This window comes from Brevibacillus sp. NPDC058079 (assembly GCF_042885155.1).
GTDB lineage: Bacteria > Bacillota > Bacilli > Brevibacillales > Brevibacillaceae > Brevibacillus.
The window spans coordinates 1-21,459 of record NZ_JBHVSO010000027.1 but is presented as its reverse complement, the minus strand read 5'-3'; the positions used below and the strand labels follow the sequence as shown (position 1 = coordinate 21,459).

The 21,459-nt window shown below is 40.9% G+C and carries 35 protein-coding genes; 14 read left to right on the top strand and 21 right to left on the bottom strand.

Annotated elements, in window-relative coordinates:
• The first annotated feature begins 7 nt into the window (after positions 1–7).
• Positions 8–358, top strand: coding sequence for a hypothetical protein (locus tag ACFVS2_RS34010; protein WP_390241021.1), 351 nt, complete (start codon positions 8–10; stop codon positions 356–358).
• On the opposite strand, the gene ACFVS2_RS34005 is transcribed toward ACFVS2_RS34010, so the two are convergent.
• Positions 345–617: a hypothetical protein gene (locus ACFVS2_RS34005; RefSeq protein ID WP_390241019.1), complete on the bottom strand. Its 273-nt coding sequence runs from the start codon at positions 615–617 to the stop codon at positions 345–347. The two genes, ACFVS2_RS34010 and ACFVS2_RS34005, sit on opposite strands and share 14 nt — an antisense overlap.
• Before the next feature lie 88 nt (positions 618–705).
• Here ACFVS2_RS34005 and ACFVS2_RS34000 point away from each other — a divergent pair, with 88 nt between their 5' ends.
• On the top strand, positions 706–837 hold the full coding sequence (locus tag ACFVS2_RS34000) for a hypothetical protein (protein ID WP_255654144.1): 132 nt from the start codon (positions 706–708) through the stop codon (positions 835–837).
• A gap of 372 nt (positions 838–1,209) precedes the next feature.
• On the opposite strand, the gene ACFVS2_RS33995 is transcribed toward ACFVS2_RS34000, so the two are convergent.
• Positions 1,210–1,371, bottom strand: coding sequence for a recombinase family protein (locus ACFVS2_RS33995; RefSeq protein ID WP_390241039.1), 162 nt, complete (start codon positions 1,369–1,371; stop codon positions 1,210–1,212).
• Positions 1,372–1,437: 66 nt separating this feature from the next.
• Here ACFVS2_RS33995 and ACFVS2_RS33990 point away from each other — a divergent pair, with 66 nt between their 5' ends.
• Entirely contained in the window at positions 1,438–1,977 is a 540-nt protein-coding gene (locus tag ACFVS2_RS33990) for a hypothetical protein (protein ID WP_390241017.1), read from the top strand.
• Positions 1,978–2,843: 866 nt separating this feature from the next.
• Positions 2,844–2,969, top strand: coding sequence for an FDLD family class I lanthipeptide (locus ACFVS2_RS33985; RefSeq protein WP_390241015.1), 126 nt, complete (start codon positions 2,844–2,846; stop codon positions 2,967–2,969).
• Positions 2,970–3,057: 88 nt separating this feature from the next.
• Here ACFVS2_RS33985 and ACFVS2_RS33980 read toward each other — a convergent pair whose 3' ends face one another.
• Both ACFVS2_RS33980 and ACFVS2_RS33975 read right to left on the bottom strand, forming a co-directional pair.
• Entirely contained in the window at positions 3,058–3,291 is a 234-nt protein-coding gene (locus ACFVS2_RS33980) for a hypothetical protein (protein ID WP_390241013.1), read from the bottom strand.
• Positions 3,288–3,542: a hypothetical protein gene (locus ACFVS2_RS33975; RefSeq protein ID WP_390241011.1), complete on the bottom strand. Its 255-nt coding sequence runs from the start codon at positions 3,540–3,542 to the stop codon at positions 3,288–3,290. The genes ACFVS2_RS33980 and ACFVS2_RS33975 overlap by 4 nt, the downstream gene beginning before the upstream one ends.
• 124 nt (positions 3,543–3,666) lie before the next feature.
• Here ACFVS2_RS33975 and ACFVS2_RS33970 point away from each other — a divergent pair, with 124 nt between their 5' ends.
• The 3 genes from ACFVS2_RS33970 to ACFVS2_RS33960 all read left to right on the top strand — a co-directional run bounded on the left by ACFVS2_RS33970 (position 3,667) and on the right by ACFVS2_RS33960 (position 4,618).
• Complete coding sequence (locus ACFVS2_RS33970) at positions 3,667–3,861, top strand: tautomerase family protein (RefSeq protein WP_017249218.1); 195 nt, start codon at positions 3,667–3,669, stop codon at positions 3,859–3,861.
• Between the two features lie 158 nt (positions 3,862–4,019).
• On the top strand, positions 4,020–4,349 hold the full coding sequence (locus ACFVS2_RS33965; protein ID WP_390241009.1) for a hypothetical protein: 330 nt from the start codon (positions 4,020–4,022) through the stop codon (positions 4,347–4,349).
• A 44-nt stretch (positions 4,350–4,393) separates the two neighbouring features.
• Positions 4,394–4,618, top strand: coding sequence for a DUF7660 family protein (locus ACFVS2_RS33960; protein WP_390241007.1), 225 nt, complete (start codon positions 4,394–4,396; stop codon positions 4,616–4,618).
• Positions 4,619–4,654: 36 nt separating this feature from the next.
• Here ACFVS2_RS33960 and ACFVS2_RS33955 read toward each other — a convergent pair whose 3' ends face one another.
• The 3 genes from ACFVS2_RS33955 to ACFVS2_RS33945 form a co-directional block, all read right to left on the bottom strand.
• On the bottom strand, positions 4,655–5,056 hold the full coding sequence (locus ACFVS2_RS33955) for a DNA adenine methylase (protein ID WP_390241005.1): 402 nt from the start codon (positions 5,054–5,056) through the stop codon (positions 4,655–4,657).
• A complete protein-coding gene (locus ACFVS2_RS33950; protein WP_390241003.1) occupies positions 5,011–5,424 on the bottom strand; it encodes a DNA adenine methylase in 414 nt (137 codons plus the stop codon). The genes ACFVS2_RS33955 and ACFVS2_RS33950 overlap by 46 nt, the downstream gene beginning before the upstream one ends.
• Before the next feature lie 562 nt (positions 5,425–5,986).
• Positions 5,987–6,235: a hypothetical protein gene (locus ACFVS2_RS33945; RefSeq protein WP_390241001.1), complete on the bottom strand. Its 249-nt coding sequence runs from the start codon at positions 6,233–6,235 to the stop codon at positions 5,987–5,989.
• Between the two features lie 30 nt (positions 6,236–6,265).
• On the opposite strand from ACFVS2_RS33945, the gene ACFVS2_RS33940 reads away from it, so the two are divergent.
• Positions 6,266–6,601: a DeoR family transcriptional regulator gene (locus tag ACFVS2_RS33940; protein WP_173621424.1), complete on the top strand. Its 336-nt coding sequence runs from the start codon at positions 6,266–6,268 to the stop codon at positions 6,599–6,601.
• A 125-nt stretch (positions 6,602–6,726) separates the two neighbouring features.
• Positions 6,727–7,104, top strand: a complete 378-nt coding sequence (locus ACFVS2_RS33935; protein ID WP_390240999.1) for an MOSC domain-containing protein — start codon at positions 6,727–6,729, stop codon at positions 7,102–7,104.
• 27 nt (positions 7,105–7,131) lie between these two features.
• Here ACFVS2_RS33935 and ACFVS2_RS33930 read toward each other — a convergent pair whose 3' ends face one another.
• Complete coding sequence (locus ACFVS2_RS33930) at positions 7,132–7,410, bottom strand: hypothetical protein (RefSeq protein ID WP_390240997.1); 279 nt, start codon at positions 7,408–7,410, stop codon at positions 7,132–7,134.
• 130 nt (positions 7,411–7,540) lie between these two features.
• On the opposite strand from ACFVS2_RS33930, the gene ACFVS2_RS33925 reads away from it, so the two are divergent.
• Positions 7,541–7,900, top strand: coding sequence for a VOC family protein (locus ACFVS2_RS33925; protein ID WP_390240995.1), 360 nt, complete (start codon positions 7,541–7,543; stop codon positions 7,898–7,900).
• 229 nt (positions 7,901–8,129) lie between these two features.
• Here the strand turns inward: ACFVS2_RS33925 and ACFVS2_RS33920 are convergent, their stop codons facing one another.
• The 6 genes from ACFVS2_RS33920 to ACFVS2_RS33895 all read right to left on the bottom strand — a co-directional run bounded on the left by ACFVS2_RS33920 (position 8,130) and on the right by ACFVS2_RS33895 (position 13,662).
• Complete coding sequence (locus ACFVS2_RS33920; protein ID WP_390240993.1) at positions 8,130–8,270, bottom strand: hypothetical protein; 141 nt, start codon at positions 8,268–8,270, stop codon at positions 8,130–8,132.
• A 1,766-nt stretch (positions 8,271–10,036) separates the two neighbouring features.
• Positions 10,037–10,987, bottom strand: a complete 951-nt coding sequence (locus tag ACFVS2_RS33915) for a DUF1259 domain-containing protein (RefSeq protein WP_390240991.1) — start codon at positions 10,985–10,987, stop codon at positions 10,037–10,039.
• A gap of 270 nt (positions 10,988–11,257) precedes the next feature.
• Positions 11,258–12,046 carry a nucleotidyltransferase domain-containing protein gene (locus ACFVS2_RS33910; protein ID WP_390240989.1) on the bottom strand — a complete coding sequence of 263 codons (789 nt, stop codon included), beginning with the start codon at positions 12,044–12,046 and terminating at the stop codon, positions 11,258–11,260.
• Between the two features lie 499 nt (positions 12,047–12,545).
• The gene (locus tag ACFVS2_RS33905; RefSeq protein ID WP_390240987.1) at positions 12,546–12,818 is read right to left on the bottom strand and encodes a hypothetical protein; all 273 of its coding nucleotides are present in this window, start codon (positions 12,816–12,818) and stop codon (positions 12,546–12,548) included.
• Positions 12,802–12,984, bottom strand: coding sequence for a hypothetical protein (locus ACFVS2_RS33900; RefSeq protein WP_390240985.1), 183 nt, complete (start codon positions 12,982–12,984; stop codon positions 12,802–12,804). The genes ACFVS2_RS33905 and ACFVS2_RS33900 overlap by 17 nt, the downstream gene beginning before the upstream one ends.
• A 111-nt stretch (positions 12,985–13,095) precedes the next feature.
• Positions 13,096–13,662 (bottom strand): DUF4062 domain-containing protein, encoded by a 567-nt coding sequence (locus ACFVS2_RS33895; RefSeq protein ID WP_390240983.1) that lies wholly within the window; start codon positions 13,660–13,662, stop codon positions 13,096–13,098.
• 981 nt (positions 13,663–14,643) lie between these two features.
• Between ACFVS2_RS33895 and ACFVS2_RS33890 the strand changes: the two genes are divergently transcribed.
• Both ACFVS2_RS33890 and ACFVS2_RS33885 read left to right on the top strand, forming a co-directional pair.
• On the top strand, positions 14,644–14,829 hold the full coding sequence (locus ACFVS2_RS33890) for a hypothetical protein (RefSeq protein ID WP_390240981.1): 186 nt from the start codon (positions 14,644–14,646) through the stop codon (positions 14,827–14,829).
• Between the two features lie 31 nt (positions 14,830–14,860).
• Positions 14,861–15,193 carry a hypothetical protein gene (locus ACFVS2_RS33885; protein ID WP_390240979.1) on the top strand — a complete coding sequence of 111 codons (333 nt, stop codon included), beginning with the start codon at positions 14,861–14,863 and terminating at the stop codon, positions 15,191–15,193.
• A 792-nt stretch (positions 15,194–15,985) separates the two neighbouring features.
• On the opposite strand, the gene ACFVS2_RS33880 is transcribed toward ACFVS2_RS33885, so the two are convergent.
• The 4 genes from ACFVS2_RS33880 to ACFVS2_RS33865 all read right to left on the bottom strand — a co-directional run bounded on the left by ACFVS2_RS33880 (position 15,986) and on the right by ACFVS2_RS33865 (position 18,596).
• A complete protein-coding gene (locus ACFVS2_RS33880) occupies positions 15,986–17,320 on the bottom strand; it encodes a hypothetical protein (RefSeq protein ID WP_390240977.1) in 1,335 nt (444 codons plus the stop codon).
• Positions 17,313–17,858: a hypothetical protein gene (locus tag ACFVS2_RS33875; protein WP_390240975.1), complete on the bottom strand. Its 546-nt coding sequence runs from the start codon at positions 17,856–17,858 to the stop codon at positions 17,313–17,315. Before ACFVS2_RS33875 ends, ACFVS2_RS33880 begins: the two co-directional genes overlap by 8 nt.
• A gap of 134 nt (positions 17,859–17,992) precedes the next feature.
• Positions 17,993–18,349, bottom strand: coding sequence for a hypothetical protein (locus ACFVS2_RS33870; protein ID WP_390240973.1), 357 nt, complete (start codon positions 18,347–18,349; stop codon positions 17,993–17,995).
• A complete protein-coding gene (locus ACFVS2_RS33865) occupies positions 18,321–18,596 on the bottom strand; it encodes a glycoside hydrolase family 73 protein (protein WP_390240971.1) in 276 nt (91 codons plus the stop codon). Before ACFVS2_RS33865 ends, ACFVS2_RS33870 begins: the two co-directional genes overlap by 29 nt.
• Between ACFVS2_RS33865 and ACFVS2_RS33860 the strand changes: the two genes are divergently transcribed.
• Positions 18,595–18,879: a hypothetical protein gene (locus ACFVS2_RS33860; protein WP_390240969.1), complete on the top strand. Its 285-nt coding sequence runs from the start codon at positions 18,595–18,597 to the stop codon at positions 18,877–18,879. The two genes, ACFVS2_RS33865 and ACFVS2_RS33860, sit on opposite strands and share 2 nt — an antisense overlap.
• Before the next feature lie 49 nt (positions 18,880–18,928).
• Here the strand turns inward: ACFVS2_RS33860 and ACFVS2_RS33855 are convergent, their stop codons facing one another.
• The 3 genes from ACFVS2_RS33855 to ACFVS2_RS33845 all read right to left on the bottom strand — a co-directional run bounded on the left by ACFVS2_RS33855 (position 18,929) and on the right by ACFVS2_RS33845 (position 19,983).
• A complete protein-coding gene (locus ACFVS2_RS33855; protein ID WP_390240967.1) occupies positions 18,929–19,066 on the bottom strand; it encodes a hypothetical protein in 138 nt (45 codons plus the stop codon).
• Between the two features lie 500 nt (positions 19,067–19,566).
• Positions 19,567–19,764 carry a hypothetical protein gene (locus tag ACFVS2_RS33850; RefSeq protein ID WP_390240965.1) on the bottom strand — a complete coding sequence of 66 codons (198 nt, stop codon included), beginning with the start codon at positions 19,762–19,764 and terminating at the stop codon, positions 19,567–19,569.
• A gap of 30 nt (positions 19,765–19,794) precedes the next feature.
• Positions 19,795–19,983, bottom strand: coding sequence for a hypothetical protein (locus ACFVS2_RS33845; protein WP_390240963.1), 189 nt, complete (start codon positions 19,981–19,983; stop codon positions 19,795–19,797).
• Between the two features lie 1,198 nt (positions 19,984–21,181).
• Between ACFVS2_RS33845 and ACFVS2_RS33840 the strand changes: the two genes are divergently transcribed.
• Complete coding sequence (locus ACFVS2_RS33840; protein WP_390240961.1) at positions 21,182–21,313, top strand: hypothetical protein; 132 nt, start codon at positions 21,182–21,184, stop codon at positions 21,311–21,313.
• Positions 21,314–21,459: the final 146 nt, after the last annotated feature.

The following is a 21,459-nucleotide window of genomic DNA, read 5'->3' as shown; positions in this document are numbered from 1 at the left end:
TGAAAGCATGAAAAAAAAATCATCCAAGATTGTGAAAAAAAGAGGTGTAAAACGTACAAAAATCATCACCCTAAGTCGGAAAAATGTTCGTATAACAGACAGTCTCGGAAATGGCTTTTGGCGCCACAGTTTTACGCCCATCGAGATTAGACCATATTCATATCAAAATATCGCCTTGATACCAGCACCAGAAGGTACTAGGAGGGTTATCAGTGCTGGATGGCTCATTGAACAAAATGAACCTGTATATGTGCTTCAAAATTACCCATATGGACTAGATAGATGGTTTATGCGTATCTATAACCCAACTGGCTTTTTTAGAAGAGTATTAACTTTTGTAATAACTAAATCGCCATAAAAGGAATTTGATGGACACGCAGTTGTGCAATTGCTTCGGTTTCGTCAGAACCCTTGATATAGTGAGAAAACATTTTCGACTCCTGTCTTCTTGCAGGAGTTTTTCTTTTTTCGCTAGCAAAATTATGTCTGCTACACTTCATTCCATCCTCCCCTTCTCTCAAGTAATATTGTGTTAAATACTTTGGCTCCGCTGCCTGCCCACACTTAACGCAAAACAGCTTTTCTTCTCCGTCAATCCACCACATGTGCTCGCACACAATTTCACTTCCCCGCATCGATATTTTTTACATAATTTGTAATTAATGGTATATTATATTTAGAACATTTAGACAGGGGGTGATACATATGAAAAAGTTGCTTGCTGTTGTTTTCACTGTAATGATTGTAGCTTCTGTTCCGGTTGCTGCTTCTGCTTCCGCTTCCCCGTTGGGCTGGGGGGTTTGCCCGCCGTGGATTACTCTTTGCAGTAGAGGATAATTGCTATTTTCATAGAGAACGAGGGCGATCATGCTCTCGTTTTCTTACTTTCTCTTATGTTAAACAGCTTCTAACAACTCCGGATTTTCGTAAAGTTTCCTATGATTATGTCATATTCACAATCACTTTGATGCTTCCAGTAAGCTAAAGGGTCTGCACTCTCATGAACTCACTTCGCCAAGCACTCTCTCCGGACTTTGCAAAATATCATCCTCGTAAATCTATTGATTAGAGGATCATTTGTTTTTCTCACTTTTGCTCAAAATGTCGTCCACTTGTCTACTATTCGACAATATCTCCTAAAGAAATGAGAATGGACATCATATATAGTGGAATATATTGGTATTATCATAGAAAGGTTGATGCTAATGTTTAAGTGTACGTTGAGTTAATAAACCCTAAAAATTCCTGACCATACCTTCCTAAACGATCCAAACGCCAAACCACTAAGGTATCAGAAGGACGAACAAATCGAAAAACATCTTCCAATCCTTGCCTTTTATCTTTTGCACCACTAGTTTTATCGGTAAATATTTCCTCACAACCACTTTATAACAAGCTTTGCACCAGAATTAAAATACTATTAGAAAAGAGGTTATTATGAAAAAATTCTCATTAATTTTGTTTGCGGTATTCATGCTTCAGCTCTCCATTGTCTCAGCGGCGTCTGCAAAGAGTACGCTCAAAGTTGGTGAAACACTCGAAAAAGGTCAAGTGTTAACCTCGAATAATGGTATATATTCCCTCATCATGCAGAACGATGGAAATCTCGTACTTTATAAGAATTTCAATAATTCCACAACGTCTCTCTGGGCTTCAGGCACTGCTAAATTTCATGCTGATTATATTGATCCAGCTACTGGTTATTATAAATCATATTATCCCGAATATTTAGGATTCGCCAAAACTCTTAATTTCCCAGTAGCTCTTGGTTTACAAGAAAGGGGAAAAGGCTATACTATATGGAGATTTGCTCCCGAAGATTGGGCTCCACGCCATTACGGAAAAAGTAATGTGCCAGCTGACCTCACTGGCGACATTCTAGTTGTTCAAGATGACGGTAATACAGTTGTTTATAACACAAAGCACGCTGATAAAGGCTGGTATCCTGTCTGGGCTACAAATACTTATGGGAAATAAGATTATAATGAGAGAGCCGCTTACTGTGGCTCTTTTTTTTGTCAAGCCAAGTGTCACTCCCCGTCCGTCGCCGTATAGAAGAGAGAGACTTCTTTTGGGAGTAATTAAATTCAAAGCGAACGCAAATATTGGTCCCGTTAATAAAATTGCTCCAAACATAAACTCCTCTTCCCAAGGGTTTATCTATTCCAGCAGACACAACACATGTCGAAATTTCGTTCCGTTAGGCAAAACAAGTGATGCATGGCGCAGTGGGAGAGGATGTTCTTTACAAAACATTACTTAAGAAAAGGTGGGCAGTTTTTTACGTCCATTTTTGACGATTGCAAGCACTCGTCCAGTCAAGAGGTAAATTTTGTTAATAAGTTATCTTAGATCGTTATAAAGGGGGAAGTACCTCATGAAAAAGAAGAAATCTGTTTCTAAGAAATTCAAGAAAGTAAAAGGTCAATTGGTGCAATATCAACCATATGAATCATATGGGCAATATGAATCATCTAGGCAATATCAATCACGAGCTAGACGTTGTTTCCCGTGTTGCTGGGATGATGACTGCGGTTTATGTTGCCCTACCCGCCCACCAGTATGACCATCCTCTAAGATACCGCGATCGTTTTCTTAAAAGAGAATGTCCAAGTATAATCCCAACACTAATTTTGGACTTCATGGACACTCCTTCATTATTCAAGGAGTGTCTTTTTAATTTCCTATTAATCAAAACGTGTGTTGTGTTACCCATTTGGAAGTAACAGCTTCACCATCCTTACTCTCTACAAAACTAAATATCTATTAATGTACTTTACTAAAAACCGTTTATAAGTTACCATATATTGTAAATAAAACCACATTATTAGGAGGTACTAACAATGCAAAAACAAGATTTGTTTGATTTAGATGTACAGGTTAAATTCGCAAATCAAGTACAAGATGGCTATCCACTTTCTGAGTATGGTTGTACTGGCTGGTGCTATAGTTTTATGACCACTTGCTAAAAAAAATATAAGTTTTTAAAATATTAACTCACTGGCGACAGTGGGTTATTGTTTTGTCTTAAGTAGGTAATTGAGCCATTTTCCTTAATTACCGCTGTGTTAAGTGACCGCTCTTCCCGAGAACAAACGCCTTTCCTTCTTCCGTTTGCAGCCAGGCTCTCAACTTCTTGGTCCCGTTCAGACTTTTGGTTACACCGAAGCCCTTCATGGTGTCGAGCATGATCTCTACATTGCCGATCCCTTCGATCCGAACCTCGAACCACTTTACTCCGAACACGTCATTGCAGGTTATGACCAGGATGTTCATGGTCGGACTTGTCATACAATCCCCACCGCCTCGCATTCGCCCTCGCAGTCCTCGTCGCTGAATAGAGCCAGAACGTGATCTGGATAGCCGTTTTTCCGAAGCAATTCCCGGTACTCTGAATCGTCTGAGCTGACAGACAGGTGACCATGCAATCTTTCGGGAAAGTATTGCTTCGCATCTTCCAACGCTTGCTCGGGTGTTTCCGCTGACAAGGTAATGACCTGCTCGACTGTTCCTGATAGACCCTTGATCTTGTAAACTGTCATGGCTATTTGCCTCCCTAACTATTAAGTTAAAAAATCCGTGTCACCCAATCTGTTAATATGATTGAAACTATTTGTTAACTTGTCCGTCTACGTTATAAAAGAAACTGATTGGAGATGTGGACAAATGCCATATATCAACCTTCAAATTACAAAAGGTGCAACCCGTGATCAAAAGGCTCAGATTGTGAAAGAGTTCACTGAAACTCTTGTTAACGTTCTTGGCAAAAAACCTGAACATACTCACATCGTTATTGAAGAAATTGATGATGAAAATTGGGGGTTCTCCGGCATTCTTACTGACGACTTCAGAAAACAATAGGTAGTTTTCAACCGCCCGGCTATTGCCGGGTTTTTTCATTCTAATGATGGTCAATATACCAAGTACACATTTTGTAAATTTGCTTGTTCAAGGGAAAAAAGCGGTTTAAACTTCAAAAGAATCCCACATTTAAAAACAAAGGCATATGGTGATGAACATTGAATAAAAGGCAACGAAAAAAGTTACATAAACGTCTGTTGGAAGACATCTGTTATGAAGTTAGTGTATCTAGCTATTGGAGAGGCGAATTAAAACAAGTGGCCTTCCATGCTGCAATAACTATTGACCGTAATAACTCAACTTATCTTCCTAAATACCTTCATCAAGAAATTAAGCTGCATAGCCTAAACTTTTGTCTTGAAAAACAACCCTATCGACAAATTGATATCCTTGGTCACTATCCAGATAGTTATGTGATTTTTTGTATCTCCCCCTCTGAGTTTCCTTCGGTTCGACAAATATCAATGAACAATCCAGATTTAATGTAATGCGACATTGATTATCAAATTGAGCAAATTGAGGAGAACCTTGTATGGACGTTGGTCAAAAAGATGGTCAAACATATACAAAACAGGACCTAATCGATTTTATTCAAAGATCGCTCGCTGAGTTAGAAAACAATCCAGATTGGGAAAATATCTCCCTAAATCATTTTCTCGAATCAATGGCTGCTTCGCTTGAAACCCCAATGTCGCCATACATCCCTTCTTGGGAAGCCTTCGCAAAAATCTTATATGCTGCGAAATACTACGAGTAGTTTGAAGAAGTACATAACACTCTGAGCATTTTGCATCTATCCGCTATATGCCAGGCAGCGAGAAGATTGTCTGCTGCCCCACTTGATCAGCTGCCACTGGATTGATCCAGATAACTTCTGTTCTGATGCGACCCATTTCCGCCAATGCTTTAGGCAAATGTTGTATAAATCATTATCGTAACCACTTAGTATCACAGGTCCCGGATGTTCGTCTAATGCGTCGAGCAATTTAATATGGTCAGCATCCGTCATCTCTTTCTTGTACAAACGTTTGCTCCTTGTTGATAACAAATAAGGTGGATCAACATAAATCAAAACGCTTGGATTTTTATAACGTTCAATCAATTGCAAAGCTGGCTGTTGTTCTATTTGCACCCTTTTCAATCTATCCGTTACCGACAATATCCGATCAGGCACTTTACTCCATTGATCAGGCATCCTGTTGTTGGGTGCATTTGATACGTCGATGTTATGCTTCCATCCGGTTCTGTCAGATATTTTTCCACCCCTCGCCATCCAGCACCGAACCAAAAACATCTCCTTGCCCTTTCAAACTCGTCCCCCTCTCCCTCAACGTGATAGGGGTTGTAGTATTCTTCCCGACTATAGGGGGTCCATTTAACCTTGTTTGCTAAATCCTCTGGATGATCACGGATAACTTTGAACAGATTTACCACATCTCCATCAAGGTCATTGATCGTTTCAAGAGCGGATGATTCTTTGTTGAAAAATACTGCTCCGGATCCGAAGTATGGTTCCAAATATGTGGTATGTTCTAGCATATGCTCGATGATCCAGTCAGCCATGCTCCATTTGCTGCCGGGGTAATGTAGGATGCACATGCTCGAATAAATTTCAGAAAAGTCTGTATACAAATACTCATCTCCATGTGTTACTATTTTAATTGAAAGTTAAATTCATCCATAAATAGGAGGTGATTAGGAATGTTCAAAAAACTTCTTCAAAAGATAGGTAGTAAACCCCTAGCTAGATGTACTCCTCCCTGCCTTTGGTTTCCACCCTACACTAAATGCATGTGTCCTGACTAAGTGAGGTATTACAAAAGAGGCTATCCCAAAGACCATGAAAATGGTAGAGGGGTGGTCTTTTTTTCGTCTATTTCCTTCATGTCTTTTTATCTAATCGAGCTGATTGTTTTTCATAATTGAGCTTGTGTTAAGCTTGGATATTGATCTCTAGGCTAAGCAAAGCGATTGCTTCCCTCTCCGTTAGTCCGTGTCTGTCTCGGTTTTCCCTGCCCAAAGCCTTGAATTCCCCCATCGTTTTTGCTTCTTGCCTCCGTTTTCAATACTCCAAAACTTGCCCAATAGTAATGCTTTTAAGATTTTCTGACATTTCACGTTTCATTTAGACGACCTCCGCTTTACGAGTCCGTGGCAAAAACATATCAGGGCCAAAATATCTTCCGTTTTCAGCAAGTCTACAATCATCACATCTGTCACGCTGCTTGACCATTTCGATTTCTTTCTTCATTGACTCATCCATACAAGGTCTCCCATTTAACAAATCGTGTGCTTTGTAAAATGCCCCCGTACTTCTAGTAAGTTGTTTAAAATCGATTGCATATTTACCATTTTCTTGAAATATGATCTTCATGTAGTTACTTTCCTGAGAGGGTGTTTTTTCATGAGTGCACTTAAGTCGACGTTTATCGGCGCTATTTATTCCGCTCCTTCCCCGCTGCCTGGTCAATCGCATCGTTCTAGCTCAAATATTGGTACGGAAGTCCTTCCGCCAGACACAGTTAATTTTCAATGGGTAATAAGTGGAGTTTCCAATCCTAATCAAATTAGTTTTGATGTCAGTCAAGATGTTAGTGGTGGCAATGATCCTACTCATCTTACTGGAGTAGTTAGCGAAAAAATCACTGATGTTATATCTACTCGCTCTCTTTACATTGGGAATCCCAAGGGTGCACAAGCAAACTTTTTGGTTGAAATCTATGCACTTTCAAGAGCATAAATAATGCTGTTCAATTAGGGTGTCCTTTGGGACACTTCTTTGTATTTGCAAATGACTATCTTGCATTTCCGTTTTGTTAAGTCACTCGATCTTACCTCTCCAAGCATTTATAATAATGTCTGGAGGTGCTATTTCATGGAAAGATTATCTGGCATCGTTTGTTTACTGAATTACAGGAAAAGGGCTTTACTGGCGCTCCTGGTCAAATAGGTGAAAATATTACCACTGAAGGTGTCGATTTACTTGCTCTGCCTACCGGAACAAAACTGACTATTGGCAAATCAACTGTGGTTGAACTTACGGGCCTACGTAATCCCTGTACCCAGTTGGATAACTTCCAACCTGGTTTGATGGCTGCAGTACTAGACAGAGAGCAAAATGGTAACCTCATCCGTAAGGCTGGTGTAATGGGTATTGTACTCATCGGTGGAGAGGTATTTCTTGGAGATGAAATCAAAGCACAGTTGCCCCCTAAACCATACAAGCCACTCGATCGAGTCTGAGTCACTTCAGCCCTTCTTTTTGTTAAATCAGTATTCTTTCAACGTAGTTATGTCAATGTTCATCGCGTTCCAGTTAGCACTAGTGGCAGGGACTACTTTCTGGATAAACAAGTTCTCTGCCACTTCCTTGAGAACAGGAACAACCCTTGTATTTTTGTAGGAACGAGGTATACTGTTGATTGTTTCCTCGGTATAAAGCCCGGCCTGATTCAAATCTTCAACATATCCCCCGTTGTCTTGTCCCCACCATACATACCGATCTTTTGCTCGGGACCACTTTAGGCTGAGTAGATAAAATTCTTTCACAGTAACCACCTCCTTATCTCCACCCTCTCCCTCCCTTGTTTTACAAATCGATTGTTTTGTTCATTACTTATATTTCATGTAAAATAATCAAAAGATTAGTAAAAAACGCAAATAATTTGGAGGGTACGAAATGAAGGTCAAACGAATCGTCGCCAATATAGACACCCAGGATATCGCCGCAGCTAAATGCTTTTATCAGGACGTGCTCGGCCTAAATTTATTGATGGATCATGGTTGGATCGCAACTTACGGGACTGCCGAAGAAATGAGCGTTCAAATTAGTTTTGCTTCACAGGGAGGTTCCCACACTCTTACTCCGGATCTATCAATTGAAGTCGATGATATCGATACAGCCATCGAACGAATGAAGAATGCAGGGTTTCCAATTGAATATGGGCCAGCAGATGAGCCTTGGGGTGTTCGGCGTTTCTACGTCCGCGACCCATTTGGCAAGCTCATCAACATTCTTGGTCATCTTAAGTACACTTGAAGCCTACTAATAAAATTACCGTTTTGTTAAGCAACGACTTCCAGAGCTGCATTGCAAATGTCCTTCGGTTCAACTTTGTAGATGAGGACCAGCAAGAGCACAGCGAACTTTGCCCGAAGTATTGGATCACCTTTTTTGAACTTCTCCTCGATCATCCACGCATCGTCTATGTTTTGGAGTGGGTTCCATTCCGCTGTGTCAATTACTCCGTCAGCATCCTTTTGGGCTACTATGCAGCCGTCCTCCATATTCCGTAGATTGGGAAGTAAAACGCCGGGAATGCTTCTGGCGGTCTGCTCGGTTTTGTCGGTATCGGATGCCAACCCATCACCTTCGTTGCCAGCGTTTCAATGATCTGTCGCTCGGTCATGCTGCATCCTCCTCATCAGGGAGCATCGCCAAAATTTCCTCGTACAGCCTTACGACATCCCACGTGCAGTTTCCTGATACATATACAGTGAGGAAATCCCGTTCCAGAGAAAAAGAGATTTCGATTTCACTTCCGGTCTCGTCGTCAAACGCCATTGCATAGTTCGTTATATGACATACCTTAATTTTTGGGGGTTATCCTCAATCACAATTAAGGAGTGACATTAATGAGCGCTGGCTTTTTTGGCTTGCAGTTGCGAGTAATTTTCAATGTTTATGGGCAGCTTTATAAGCTGCCCTTTTTACATAATTGCCCTCTAAACTTTGTAGTTAATTTGGATAAGCCTTTATAAAATGAACTTGCGCATCAATTAGCACATTTACGTTTACCATAGGCTCGTATCAGTTGCCAAGCTTCCCCCATTTGCATTCTCTATACCATGTGAGAGAAGCAAGGTGATTAATATGTCGAGAACTGACGTGATAGTAATTCAATTCAAACGTCTCAGAGTGGCTGGCGAACGGAGGCAAATTATACGCGTATCTCTCTCACAAAAGCATCAAATATAGTATGAAAGATCGTTTAAAAGGAGGTGCCAGAATTGGCGGCACAAAAAGGTGTTACAACTTCGGCGAGAAGAGTGTCCTTAGAAATACAAAGAAAGAATCGTAGAAAAGCAGTCCGATTAATCAACAGAATTGTTGTAGTAAAAACTATATTTGATACATTTACCGGTTGTCTTCTCAGTGTCGGACCAAATGGTTTTCGCGTTCGGGTCTACACTGGTAGCAATGAGACGTTCACCATCATCACGATTCCATTAAATTTCGTTATAAACATCTTTCCTTTCCCTTGCAATTGCAATTGCTAGATTCAAGGCCCCGGCCCAACGGGGCTTATACATATTTCCTTTCTTTTTTTCAATCCTTTATTATTCAAATGTTGGTAATTCTCTTTTGATTGGAGTGACTCTACATGAAGCTAGGCTTACTTTCATGAGCTGTTGTAACTATTACAGTAGTCGTAGCCATCTCTGGTAGTGGGGACACAAATGAAAGACCAAGGTTGGTTGAAAAACAAAATACGATAAATGAAAGGGTCAACCCAAACTAACTGCCTGTTTAACATAATTGAGCTTGTGCACCCCAAGAAAAAGTCACTTATCCTACCAGAACCAAAACAAACTAGGATTCGGGGAACAGTACCATCATGATCTAAAACTCGTATTGCGCAGGAAAGATGGAAATTTCATACCGAAATCTTCTTTGTTTAACGGCTTGTCACGAGCGTTGAAAAATTTGAACATTCCCTCAATGCCTATCCACTCATTAAGACAAATCCCGTTGTATCAATGATTTCACCGAGTGCCCTTTCAAATGATTTCGAAACTTTTCATTTTTTCGTGGGCAAAAAGTGGGCAGAATTTGAAATGACTATCCCTTAAAAAAAGTGCACCTAGGAGCTTGATTGCCCCACGGGTGCATTTATCTTTACACCTATACTGCCAGAATAAAATCTACGAAGACGGACGAACGAAGCATGCCGCTCCTCGTCCAATTCCGCATTTTGACGCGTGCTTTTATTAACGGCTGCACGTAAACAAAATCGTGATCCTCTCCGGTAACCAATGATTTCGCAACGCCGTAAAACGCTTGCTTGTGAGTATGCGGCACGCTAGGTTAATGTTCTATGTTTATCCGTTTGTATCGAAATAAAGCCGGTATCCTTTACGCGAAGGCTACCGGCTATTCCCGCTATGGCTACTTTCATTGTGTCCCAACTGTGGTTTGATTTAGCGCCGCACGGAGACCACGAGCCAACTTTTCAGGTTCATCTACTGCCCAGAAATGCAAGAAGAATAACCGAGGAGATTCATCTAACATGTGATTATGTACCGCTGTTACGGTTATGCCATTTTTCGTTAATTCACGAACAACTGGATTCACTTCGTTTGACAACAAAACGAAATCACCAGTAGTTGCTGCCTTGTCACCAATCAATTGTAAGTTAATAGGCATGGCGATACCCATAGCAGGTGGGATACTTATACCTTTTTCTGTAATTTCCTCTGGTCTCGGTATAGAGAATTGAAACACCTTTCCTTTTTTCTCACCTTTCCACCCCATGATGCTCTCAACCTTAGACCAGTTAAAAGTAGACGGAGATCTCTCAGCTGGCGCAGAAGTTAATGGAGTGCCTGTGAGGCCAAGAACATGCTTCATTTTTTGAGCCAGAGTTACTGGATCACCATGACCAGCAACATGCAAATACATGATCTTTGGATTTTCTTCCATGATGTGGTTGTGCAAAGCAGTCACTTCAATCCCTTGCTCCACTAACAAGTTCTCGACAGGTTTTACTTCTTTTTCAAGAAGAACAAGATCGCCCATCATCATCGAATGGTTGCCCACTTGTTTGAATGCTAAGTAAGATGTTAAAGCAAGGTTCGGATCGAGTTGAACATCCCCGACTTCTACATGCAAATCGGAACGTGGAAACGTGACTTTAAATACATCGTTTTGAACAGTCCCCTTGTTAAACACTTTTTTTACAGATTCCCAATTAGCCCCTTGCTCTTGCGATACATTTGAATTATTTTTTAAGTCTGCCTGCTGAATGACACTTTTTTGCTCAATTTTGTCGGTTATTTTCATGATGCTAACTACTGTAATCATTAGGACGATTCCCATCCATATAAACATGACTGACTTCTTCATTTTTGACCTCCTACATAACATCTCATTTCTTATCTTCCCTACGTTTTTTAGAATATACTTCAGGGAATCAGAATTGCCTGCAGAACCCGAACCGTTTGATAATCCTGGACTTCGTTATTCTCACTACAGAGGACATTGCACCTTTAACACACTGTTACGGGCACACTGAGACAGTTTTTACCAAAAGAAAAGTCGGTTTTCCTATGCTAAGGATTACCGACTTTTGGCTCTTTGTATTCAGCTTTCGTTACACGTTAGTTGAACAAGTTGCTATTGGGATTGTCCTGAATATATACCATCAAGAAACTCGATTGAGACGCGTTCTGCTTCCTTCCTAGGTACAATTTCCGAACCTTGGCGTAGACTTTGGTACATCTTGATCGTATTTTTTAGCGCGTGGTAGCAACTTTCAAAGCTGTGGATGGGAATCGTTCCTTTTAGTTCCTCCAGTTCCTTGATAGCGTATTTCTCGAGCTTTCGAACCCCTCTCGGGGAATGACCATTGCGAATGAGTACCAACGGTCCTAACACTGCATTGCGCATAAATGTTAGAGTATCGATTAATTCGAATAATTCGCCTCTCCCTAATTTTGTGGCGCAGTAATGCACCCATACCCAGAAGCGATCTTCGATCCATTGAGGATCAGGGAAAGAGAGAGAGGGACTTGTTTTACTGAGTATCGTTGCAATACCAGAACCTCTCTCCCAAAGAATCAGTGGGTTCTCGACTCGGGATTCGAGCTCTTCCAGTTGTACAAATTTAAGGTCGACATGAAGAGGGGCTGGGCCATATAAACAAATAAGCAATCTGGGTTCGCCGACATGCTCGCCTGTGAATGCAGAAAGTAAATTACCGAGCCTTTCGGCAATTCGGAAGCGTTGTTCCATGATCTCGTTTCGAAAAGCATAATTGTAGACGATTATTAAATCCAGATCACTATACTCATCCATTTCTCCATACATCATAGATCCGCCTGCGAGGAGACCTATAAGTCGTTGATCTTGGCTTACATACTCAATTGCTTGCTCAATGAATCGATCGTGTAATGGTAACTTCATACCAAGCACTCCTTAAATAGTGACCCATAAAATGGGTATTATTAAAAAGTAACATTTACATTGAGTGGTAGTCAACTGTATATAGATCAATATAGCAACAGATCACACTATCCTGCCAGTTAGTTTAATATTTACAATCGGTCATCCATAAATCATTCAGCTTATTGGGATTATCCTAATGTCTGGTTGGAAATTTTGCCTCGCGTGAGGAATGAGTAAACAAAAAAGCCCCCAACTGCTTTAAGCAAATTGGGGTACACAAGAAGTAATACGTGAATAAAAAAGTGCACATACATATAGTAGATTATCAGCGCAGTATTTACTACAAGTATATATAGGTATGCATACCTTCTCTTGCCACAAAAAAATATCGCATACTCATCTGCACAGATTGAGTCGTACAGATACTTTCTGCATTAAGCGCTATCGCCTTAAACAGCATGCCGTATAGGATCGTTTCATGCAGGATTTCTCGCCATTGGTCAGGTTGAATCATTGTCTAATACACTCGCTCAACCTGCAGCATTTTTTCAATGGGCACCCACCACACTCCATCAACGCGAACAAGCTTGATCTTGTTCTCATCCCGGTCGATGTCTTTTACCACGCCCCATTCCCTACGGATACAGTCCTCGTGCCAACTAACATTGATCGCATAGTCTTTTCGCACCGAGTCGTAAATGATCAAGTTCATTTCTGCCAAGGAATCTGGGCCAACCTGGGGTAGCGGAGCCACGACTTCCTCATAATGATGTTCATACAATATGGTCATTCGAAGTCTCATCCACCAATCCAGCCTCGATCAGATCCCGGAGAATGTCAGGGGCGCATCCAGGACTTGCCCCAGTACGGATTTTGCTTATTGCTTTTAGATGCTTTGGAGTTAAAACGGGAACAGCTTGGAGTTGGCCATCAATCACTGCTTGGATTGTCTCCATGTTAATCACCTACTCACGAACGTCTGTTCCTATTTTATGAGAACGACATGCGAACATGCAATCGCAATTTTTTCCAAATAAAAAAAGGGGCTGGTTGTGCCAGCCCCTCTTTCATTTCTTTTTCTCCAACTCCGCCTTTAATCTTGCATTCTCTTCCAATAGCTTTTGAATGTCCTGGACATCCTTGCCGGAAAACCAGCCATACAAATCGTTTCTTGCTGCATACTCCGGCAATTGATCACGAAGTACCATTTTAATGTGCCGTACATCTTCAACATAATAGGTAGGAATTTGTTCCATGACCGATTGCTTAAACTCTTGAAACTTCTGATAGTATTCAATTGCTGCGAAGTCGTATGGCTTTTGTCTTAATGCTTCATCTGTGACAACAAAAGCAAATCTAGGTTTACCCGCTTCTCCGGCATACTCATATTCCCAATGCGTATAGCTCTTGGATTCATCAGGAAGCGTTAAACCATAGAATCCTCCGAGAATCAGGATATATACATCGGACTCATCGATCCATCTCTTCCTAATTTTCATTGGACTTTCTTTGAAAAATTGCTCGATTCCAGCAGGGATATGACCGGCTTGAAGTACGGCTTCAACAGCGGTATGTCTTTCCTCAATAAGATCGTAGTAAGTAGACGATATGTAAATTTGTAATTTTTTATTCATAGGCCCACCCAAATTAAAGAATTAGTATAAATAGAATCTACCACTCACTCACTTTATTTGTCAAAATTGACTGGAGTTTTCATGCGGCAAGCTTGCACCAGACGGCAAATAGGAGGTTTATTCGTGCAGAAAAAATGGACAAGAACACAATCAGGATGTCTTGGCGGTTCGTACCGTATAGATAGTGAAAGGCTGGCGACTTATACGGGATCCCTTCTGGGGCTTATTTTTTTGTCTCTTTTTTACTCCGGAAATATTTTGTTAAATATCGCGATTTCTTTACTTTCATGCTATCATTCACAAAAGCACAAATTTACTAATAATTACCAATTAAGGTGGTATTAAAATGGATGTATTAGTTTTTGGGATTGTGGTAATGATCTCAATTGTGAATTTGTATTATCTGCTGAAGCAAACCAATCAACATTTACAGAGAATCGAAGACCTGCTTACTAAGTTAATCGATAAGAAGGATTAACATAGTTCATCACAATTTCTCTTGTGTTAAATTGCTCCGGGAAACTGGTTCCATTCCTCCTCCAGCCCGTTTTTTTCCAATGCAGTAACCGAATGCAGAGAAGCAAGGAGCCCCAAATTACAGAGGAGATCAACATTATGTAGATGCTCAATCTGTCCGTGATGAGAATCTAATTACCGCGAATGGAAGCGGAGCATCGGAGCCTACCATACATATATTCGAGAAATTGGGTTCTTTTCCACTCTTTTAATGCTTTCATCTGGCCAAATCTCACAACTGCCTCCATTTGCACTTTCTTCAGTTATTCAAAATATTGTCAATTTTAACCGCTGTTCGACAATTTCTCCTAAAGTTACGAGGGTCGATTTTGTAATAAAATGGTATATGTTGGTATCCAAGGAATGAAATGATAGTCACCTCTTTTTTTGCAAGAAATGCTGCAACAATTGACCTCTACTCGATGATAGTTTCCAAACAACTTTTATCATGAAAGGTTGATGCTCATGTTTAAAAAAGCACTTATTATCCTGTCATTAAGTTCAGTCGTCGTAGTACCCTCTCTAGCCACACAAGTCCAAGGGGCAGCGCTCCCTACACAGGAAAAGGCAACCACCTACGCTTCCAATAAAAAAATCAGAAATCTGGGTGTCGCTTACCTCACCTATTCCAGCCGGATGGGTTATCGTTAGAACTTTAGGAACCCAGAACCTGATCAGGAATGTGAACGGTGCTTCTTATGGCACGGAGGTAGAGGTGCTGCTCGCTTCGCCTATCCCAACCGGATGGGTCATGGTTCGAGCCTTTCGAGGATCGAATGTAATCAAGAATATGAACGGTGCTTCTTATGGCACTGAGGTAGAGGTGATGCTCGCCTCGCCTATTCCAAAAGGATGGATCATGGTTCGAGCCTTTGGAGGATCGAATGTGATTAGAAATGTCAATGGTGCTCCTAATGGAACACAGATTGAGGTAATGCAAGCCTCGCCTGTTCCTGAAGGATGGATCATTGTCAGTTCAGGCGGAAATTCGAAAGTGATCAGGAAAGTTGGCTAAAACAAAGCACACATGGCATGCATCTAGTCCGCGAGCTGACGTCGAAATGCAATCGGCATCAGCTTGTGGGCTTGTAACAACATGGTCGGAATGAATGTGAAGCCACCGCTAAAGTGATCAGAAAATACGATACTTGGTTTAATCAAGAAGGTTTCATTATCACAAGTAATGTTTTGTAAAGAACATCCTCCCCCACTGCGCCTGCAGTTTTAACGTCCATTTTTCACAATTGCAAGCACTCGTCCAGTCAAGAGGGAAATTTTGTTAATAAGTTATCTTAGATCGTTATAAAGGGGGAAGTACCTCATGAAAAAGAAGAAATCTGTTTCTAAGAAATTCAAGAAAGTAAAAGGTCAATTGGTGAGTTATCAACCATATGAATCATCTGGGCAATATCAAGCGCGAGCTAGACGTTGTTTCCCCTGTTGCTGGGATGATGGCTGCGGTTATTGTTGCCCTGGCCCCCCAATAATGTAACCATCCTCTAAATAGAGCGATCATTGTCTTAAAACAGATTGCCCAAGTATAGTCCCAACATTAATCTTGGACTTCATGGACACTCCTTAATTATTCAAGGAGTGTCTTTTTTATTTTGCTATTTATCAAAACGTGTGTTTTGTAAATCCATCGAACATAATTCGTGTACCCTTTGCTTAATGTTTACTTAATAGACACCTATGTCCAAAATGTAGATATACCTTTACTGGAGTGAATCTCAATGTTTGATAAATTTGTACCTAATGAAGATTTGAACTGGATGGGTGTTGTATTTCACTGTCATTTGGTGATTCACTATTTAGAATACGGCTTGTGGAAGATGTTTCTGGGTCTTTTTCCTTTATTAGATATCGCGTTTTCCATTGTCTTTTTAAATCCGTCTACCATCGATCTCAGTTCTTCTTCAGCCTTTTTGATTTCTGACACGACTTCACTAAATGATAAGTATTCGGATTCCCATCTTTTAAGCTTGTTCAAGTATACGTTCTTATAATTCTCTAAACTTTTTTGATCGTAATTTAATTTTTCCGGAGTCAATTCCTCAATCAGCTCTAGCAAGTCCTCAACGTTTTGTTTACCTTCTTTACTTTTCATATCGTTCAAAAACTTTTCTCTTTTCTTGTTCTGTTCTTCTATCTGCTCAGCGCTTAGTTCTGGTAAGGACAACCTGCTATTTGAAACGACAGAGTTAAGTTCTGATTTGAATTCCTTCTTGTTACCCGAGAAATCACGCATTTGCTCTTCCCACTTCTCTTGGTGTTTTGATGAAAATGGGTATCGTAGAGCATCGGCCCCACCATCAGTTGGCGCGCCTGGGAAGCGACTTCCTTTCCCATTTGTGCCTTTATAAAACACTTCATCAAGCGTGTAAATACTTTTCGAAACATTCCGTAAATCGTGTTTAATTATCTCTAAAGCCGAGTAAGGAGTAGCTTCTCTCTCATCGTTAATCGCTTCATAACTCCTTGTCTCTTCTGCAATGCTAGCTATAGCCGCAAATTTTTGCAAATGTTCGGTCAAAGATGTTCTTCCTTTGTACTTATCACTAACGTTTTCATCCAAGTAGAATAACATAAGAGTAGCAAGTTCATTATCTGACAACTTACCCTTTTCTTTTAGTTCGTTTCCGTCATTCTTGGCTAATCTATAGAGTTCAACCACAGCTGGATCAGAGCCCATTCCTTGCATTTTTGTAATTAAATTTTTATAATCACCCAGTGGATGCTGTATTGTATGTTTAGTTACTTCTGTGACCTTTTCCCTTTCTGGTTTATTAGTTCCGTCACCTATAAAGTTGCCTGTCCCATTTGATACCCTTAGCCACTGATCACCAATACGAAATTCTTGATCTGGTGCTCCCCCTATCGACTTATTTAATAGACTTCGTTTGATCGCATAAACTTTACGTTTACCTGGATCGCTTAAGTCGAGTTTATGATGCATTCCCAGATCCATATTTTTTAGCGCTTCTACATCTCTTTTACCTTTTTTTATCATAATATTCAATTTTAACTTGTAATCTAAAGGCTTTTTTGTTTTTCCATGTTTCTTTAGTTCCTCTAACTGTTCTGGACTTAAGTCACTAATTATTGTCTTTGTTTTGTCAGTATAGTAGTCTTCATCATCCATGTAACCCTTCATCTGAATAGTCGTAAAATGGAGAAGTCCGTTCTATGTTACCACTTGTTGTTGGTGATAGTTCGGCTGATGATGTAGGTGTTTTTGGCTTTTCTACTGAACTCGTTGTGGTTGTAGTCGGGGAAGGTGGGGCTGTAAATGTCGTTTCTGGTACCTCCGACGATACTGGTTTAATAATACCATCATCCTCATGTTCATCTTCACTATCATATTCATCATCTAACCCGGCCATTTGTACAACCGAACCTGAGTGTTCCGTTTGCCCTCGAAAGGAATCTGCACTTTTGAATTGCTCCACCCAATCGGTAATGCTCCGACCTTCTCCCTGCTTTTTCTGTTGTCTTATCCCGCTCTTCATAAGTTGGGTTACATTTCGGTTCCCTATTTTCGGTTGCAATTGAAGAGCCTTTCTCGCAGTTGCAGTTAATGATGATCCTATAAATGGTTGAATGTTATTGTACTCTATGGCTTTTTTCTCAGATGAAGAGACACTTTCAGGTGCTCCAATACGCTCTTTGTTTTGGAACATCGGTATCACTCCTTCACAGAACAGACCTTATTAATGAACCAGTTTAATTGTCAGCATTTTCTATATAATACATATGTCCTAGAAAATAGAAAAGCCCCCTCACCCAATTAAGGGCGAGGGGGAGGGCTTGCGTTTTACTTAGCCACTCGGTCTAACATCGTAAACATGAGCCAGGGCAATTCGTTCAGCACGCCTGCTGGATCGTCGGTCAAACGTTTCTTCCAATCTTCCGGGTCGTTTAACAGCCCTTTTGCAGCAAGACTGTCAATTGCCTGCAAACCTGCTTCACGCTCCCATTGTTCCAGATTTAATTCAGGCTGATCTTTATCCATAGAGTTGTCAGGCTTATCAACATCGTATTGGTGCAGCTCGTACTTCTCGATCAGGCTGACCAGCTTTCCAGGATAGCCAGGATCAGTCGCATAGCCGCCTTTCCAGATGGCATAGCTTGCCGCTTTGTAGTCACGCCATGATAGCGAGTAGTGTACCATTCAGGATCAGCTTTGAGTGGTCAGCAATGGATTCAGCCCAGTTGTGGTAGGCTCTAAAGTTGGCGTCGATCGTAATCCATTTCCCGGCTGAAAACTCTTTGGTCGGCATAGACACATGACCAGCTGTACCTGTGCCCTTGATTCCAAACAGATTATTTGCCTTTTGCGTCAGACCACTCTTTCCCCAGTTGCTCTCTAGGATCGTCTGAGCAATGGTCAGCGATGCCGGGACTCGGGTCTTTATCATGTTGTCTAAACATGTACCTAACGTAATAACTGATGATGTTGTGGTTTCTTGGCCAGAATTTCCTGATATACCTGAGGAACTACGTGAAGGTATACAAAAACTTGCTGATGATACAGCGGATAAATATGAAGGCTTTGATTTTGATGACTGTACTAAAGTTGTTGTTGCTGGCTGTATGTCAGCAAGCGCTCCTTACACTATGGGTACCCTTGACACGCTGATAGCTGCTGGCACTGCTATACCAGCAGCACAAATCGCATGTCGCAGAATTTCCCCTGAATAAACTACCTTTGGAATACTCCTAAGATGGGCTATTCCTATTTACCGTTGTGTTAAATGATCTTTCCGCCAGCCAATACATCCTTTGCCGCTTTTTCGCAACGCTTATCTAATGACACATCCGCGATATATTCGAGTGCTTCACGGAACCGAGCAGTTTCGCCGCGGAACCGTTCTATCTCTTGAATCATTTCCCGTCACATCGCTTCGATATTGTCCCCATCGAAAACAGTGTTTTTCCTGAGAAAGTGGCAAAACCATAACGGATCAGAACTTTTAATTTCTTTCCATCTCGCTTCATCCACTCTCGTTTCCCTCCATAACTAAAGCGCTAATAGAAATATTAATTTGGAGCAGAATATTAAAATCAACTAACGTATATGGAGATGACACTACTTTTGGCCAACGACAATACCAACAGCCCTGGAAACAACAACAGCCCTGGTAACAGCAACGGAAATTCCCAACCCAGTTCAGGATCCGCAACCCAACCTCAATGACCAGTTTGGGTTCCCGGACAAGATCCAACACCCAGACCAACACCTCCACCAGCGGAAGCGGATTACCTGATGCGGGTAACACCCCTACACCTACACCCACGCCACCTCCACCTACAACTACACCCACTCCGACTCCTAAACAGTAACTACTCAGCGATAGTGCCGTTCTAAGCGAAGGGCTATTTTTCTTTTTACACTGTCGTGATTAGCTCCTGTTCGTCATCATCAACTGCTACCCATACAACGGTTTTCATTTTCTTCCCGCACATACAATTCCAGTCATCAAAAACTCCTTTATTCTCTTTGACAGCTTCTTCGGTGTCGTAATCGGTATAATCTACATGGTTGTACTCGTTACAACCTGGGCAACGAAAAGACCGTATTGGCATATCTTCGACTCTCCGTTTTCTTAATAACTACTATGTTAAACGTCGTACTGACTTTTGGAGACAATTTACGAAGGACTTCGCAACATCATTCGCGATAGCTTCACTTTCAACTACGTCTATAAGATGCCGTATAGGGGTATTCACTTCTTCAAAAAGTTTATAAACCAGATACTCATAAAATTGATTGTCTGTATTTTCAATTACAATATTAGCTTCCATTAACAAGTACCTCCTATGTTCCATGATTGAGCAGCGCGTATTCGGGTGCGATCTATCCACACAGATGGAAATATTTTCTAAATAAATAGGCACCTATCCAATCCATCTTGGTTAATTGCTCATAATTTATTCTAAATCTTGGGCAATTGGAGGTATTTATGATTAAGAACCAAGAAAAGTACGATTATTATAATCGGAAGACCAGAGCAGAAGCACAGCAAGTTTCACAGATAAATTCGATACAACGAATTCATCCTTTACAATATGGATATCCAGCACCGCCAATTTGTGAAAACTATCAAATGGCTAGCGCTCCAAGTCAGCCAATAGAAGCTATACAGAAGCCGCAAGTTTCCTCAAATCACCTATCCTGCGTTCAGGAATGCTTCCGTTTGGAGAATAAACAAGCAAGATCTGATTGCATAAGGCAATGTAATTGCAAATATTTAAATCGAGACTGTCCCATAACCTGTGAATATTGCGAACCAGATCCCAGGTCTCCTACGGGATATTCAGAGTACTGTTATATACATTATCCTACTGGAAACTACCGCTTCAAACGACCATGCTCCCTACCACTTCCTCCCCCGCCTGATGAATGCGGTTTTTTTGATTATTTGTACTGTTGGACTGTTTGGCCTTTCTGCAAGATATTCTGTGCACAAAGTCCAAATAAAGAACAATGTTACCGTGGATGCACAGGATTTTTTGGATGTGACTGTAGGTAGTGTTGATTCAACTTCACCAATAAAATATTCAGTAGGCGAAGAGCGAGCCGCGGTCACTACATCAAACTCTACTTTTGGTTATTGGCCTTTACATCCCGAAAGCACTCCAATCATATTTATAATCGTACTCTTTGCCTTCTTTTCTTCTCTATGAGTTGATCTCGTAGTTTGTTTGTCAATTACTGTTTTGTTGGGATACCGATGAAGTTTGATTGGAATCAGAAGCCATCTCAAGCTTCGCATCCAATGCTCCTAAGAGCTTATCAATATCTACCTTTATTTATCAGGTTCCACGACATTCCTTTCACCCTCCCATTTATCAAATCGTGTGTTGTGTTCCCATTTCGAAGTAACGGCTTCACCCGCCGTACTCTCTACAAAACTAAATATCTATTCATGCACTTTACTAAAAACCGATTTAATGTTACCATTTATTGTAAACAAAACCATATTATTAGGAGGGTCTAACAATGCAAAAACAAGATTTGTTTGATTTAGATGTACAGGTGAAATTTGTAAATCTAGTGAAACCAGACTTGCACGAGCCTAATATGACACAATGGTGCGTAACGTTTGTTGGACGCTGCAGCTTGGCCTGCTGAGAAAAGCAGTCTTTTAACATAAGTCAGAATACAATAAATTTCAACTCACTGTGGTCAAGACCCCATTTCGTAGACAGTAAGAAAAACCCCGGCCGTTAGGCCGCTAACTGACGCCTAAATTCACTAGGCGTCAGTTTTTTTAATTT